The organism is Burkholderia sp. APQ4-4ca (genome assembly GCF_057837105.1).
On the sequence record NZ_JBYQCG010000180.1, the window covers coordinates 1 to 2,733 of the forward strand.

The 2,733-nt window shown below is 67.9% G+C and carries 4 protein-coding genes; 2 read left to right on the forward strand and 2 right to left on the reverse strand.

Translation table 11 applies throughout. The annotated features are described in order from the left end of the window. The coding region (locus tag AC3IFE_RS20500; protein WP_489191751.1) for an acyl-CoA dehydrogenase family protein at window positions 1–553 on the reverse strand (553 nt) is incomplete at its 3' end. A 312-nt stretch (window positions 554–865) separates the two neighbouring features. On the opposite strand from AC3IFE_RS20500, the gene AC3IFE_RS20505 reads away from it, so the two are divergent. Then, the gene (locus AC3IFE_RS20505; RefSeq protein ID WP_175978852.1) at window positions 866–1,657 is read left to right on the forward strand and encodes an IclR family transcriptional regulator; all 792 of its coding nucleotides are present in this window, start codon (window positions 866–868) and stop codon (window positions 1,655–1,657) included. Between the two features lie 145 nt (window positions 1,658–1,802). Continuing rightward, window positions 1,803–2,213: a GFA family protein gene (locus tag AC3IFE_RS20510; protein ID WP_489191752.1), complete on the forward strand. Its 411-nt coding sequence runs from the start codon at window positions 1,803–1,805 to the stop codon at window positions 2,211–2,213. 176 nt (window positions 2,214–2,389) lie between these two features. Here AC3IFE_RS20510 and AC3IFE_RS20515 read toward each other — a convergent pair. Continuing rightward, window positions 2,390–2,733 (reverse strand): EAL domain-containing protein (locus AC3IFE_RS20515; RefSeq protein WP_489191753.1); only part of this gene is annotated, 344 nt, incomplete at its 5' end.

Genomic DNA, 2,733 nt, shown 5'->3' on the forward strand with positions numbered 1-2,733 from the left:
GCTTCGCCCACACGACGAACACGTCGGCGATCGGCGAGTTGGTGATCCACATCTTCGCGCCGGACAGCGCGTAGCCGCCCGGCACCTTCTTCGCGCGCGTGACCATGCTGCCGGGATCGGAGCCGTGATTCGGCTCGGTCAGGCCGAAGCAGCCGATCCATTCGCCGGTCGCGAGCTTCGGCAGGTATTTCTGCTTCTGCGCGTCGGAGCCGAATTCGAAGATCGGCACCATCACGAGCGACGACTGCACGGACATCATCGACCGGTAGCCCGAATCGACGCGCTCGACCTCGCGTGCGATCAGCCCGTAGCTCACGTAGTTGAGGCCGGGGCCGCCGTATGCCTCGGGAATCGTCGGGCCGAGCAGGCCGACTTCGCCCATCTCGCGAAAGATGGCCGCGTCGGTGCGTTCGTGGCGGAACGCTTCGGTGACGCGCGGCGCGAGCTTGTCCTGTGCGTACGCCTGCGCGGCATCGCGGACCATCCGCTCTTCTTCGGTCAGTTGCTGATCGAGCAGCAGCGGATCGTCCCAATGAAAAGTTGCAGCACTCATCGTCTCATCTCCTGTCGGCCCGAGTTAGCGCTTCAGCGCTTACTCGGGCCCCATGCTTCGCGGTCGGCGTCGAGTAAGCGCTTTAGCGCTTATTCGGGCCCCATGCTTCGCGGTTGGCCCGAGCCAACGCTCACTCGGCTCCATGCTTTGCGGTCGATCGGGGCGGGCGCCTCGACGCCGACTCCCGCCGTGCGCGTCGGTCGGCAGTGGTCGGGCTTCGGCGCTTGCTCCGGGCGGATACCTGAAGTTCGCTTGACTTGCGTTCCGCTGTGCGGAACAATGTTTTGCAAATCGGCCTCAGTGTAGCACTGGATGACACTTTCAACCATCGACGACACCCCCATCGACGAGCGCAAGTTCGTCGTCGCGCTGGCGCGCGGCCTCGACCTGCTGCGCGCCTTCCGGCCCGGCGAGACGATGCTGGGCAACCGCGACTTCGCGGAACGCACGGGCCTGCCGAAGGCGACGGTGAACCGGCTCGCCTATACGCTGACCGTGCTCGGCTATCTGCGCTACGACGAGACGCTCGGAAAGTATGCGCTGGACGCCGGCGTGCTGTCGCTCGGCTATGCGCTGCTGTCGGGCTCGGGGACGATCGATCTCGCGCGGCCGCACATGCAGGCGCTCGCGCGGGAGATCGGCGCGGCCGTGTCGCTCGGCTGCCGCGACGGGCTCGACATGATCTATCTGGAGACGATCCGCAGCGAGACCGCGCTGACGCTCGGGCTCGCGCCCGGTTCGCGGCTGTCGATGCTGACGAGCTCGATGGGGCGCGCGTACCTGGCCGTGCAGCCGGAGGACGTGCGCCGCGCGCTCTATGCCGAACTGCACCGCGCGGCCGGCGGCGCGGCCGACGCCGATGCGCTCGTCGCGGCCGCGCAGCACGCGGTGGCCGAGTTCTCCGAAGGCGGATGCTGCTATTCGTTTCGCGCGTGGCATACGGACGTGAACGCGGCGGCCGTGCCGTTTCGCGAGCCGCGCGAGGGGCGCTGGCTGATCCTGAGCTGCAGCGGCCCCGCGTCGTCGATGGACGAGGACGTGTTTCGCACGCAAGTCGGGCCGCGGCTGAAGGCACTCGCGCAGCGGCTCGGGCAGACCGTTTGAGCAACGCGCGCGCGGAGGATGCCGTCGCGCGCCAACCGGTTCGTTCGCGGCGGATGCGGGGAGCGGAAGCGTCGCCGTCGCGTATTGCGCGACGGGCGAACCGCGCTCATCATCGTTCGCCTGTTTCCCGACGACGAGGCTTGCCATGGCGCACCCCGAACCGATGGAAGGCGGATGCGCGTGCGGCGCGATCCGCTACCGCATCGCCGACGTTCCGACCGATGCCGGCTTCTGCCACTGTCGGCTTTGCCAGCGCACGACCGGCGCGGCGGTCGTCGCATCGGCCTCGGTGCCGATCGACGCATTCGAATATTTGCAGGGCGAACCGACCGTCTACGCGTCGAGCGCGTGGGGCGAGCGGCGCTTCTGCGGCCGTTGCGGCGCGCAGCTCGAATACCGGCGCGCCGACGCGCCGCGGGCGGTCGAGATCAATTACGCGACGCTCGACGAACCGTCGAGGCTGCGTCCGGCGTGGCACGTCTGGTACGGGGATCGTTTCCCGGGCATCGAGATCGACGACGATCTACCGAAGTACGACGACGGCGGACGAGAATAGGCCGCACATTGGCGTCGAACGCGCGCACAAGCACGTTCGACCTTTCTGCGTGAACGAACCGGGAACCGACCGGCGTCGAGCGACGCTGCGTGCTGAAACCCCCGATCCTTGCAGCGACACGACACCGGAGTCCGCCCTCCGGCGCGCCGCTCCCGCGCGCCTTCCCCGCCGATCGCTCAGACCGTCACGACCTTCGCGAACACCGGCCCCTGCATGAACCGCACGTCGTGCTGGCGCAGCAGCTCGCACTGCGTCTCGTCCACGACGCCGTCGAAGATCAGCGGAATCCGCACACGCTGCGCATAGGCGACAAGCGCCTTCACCATCCCGTCGCGCAACGCGATGCCGGCATCCATCTTGATGTAGTCGGGGCGTGCCATGTCCGATTCGACCGCGAGGATGCGGCCGGGGTCGGGCAGCTTGTCCGCGACCTTGAAGCCATGATGCTGGTAACTGCGCGTCAGGTAGCCGAGGAACGTCTTGTGGGCGACCGCGACCGCCGGCAGCTCGATCACGATCC

Bases quoted from the DNA above. Each gene is read 5' to 3' on its own strand.
- AC3IFE_RS20505 (WP_175978852.1), top strand. From the start codon at position 866: ATGACACTTTCAACCATCGACGACACCCCCATCGACGAGCGCAAGTTC.
- AC3IFE_RS20510 (WP_489191752.1), top strand. From the start codon at position 1,803: ATGGCGCACCCCGAACCGATGGAAGGCGGATGCGCGTGCGGCGCGATC.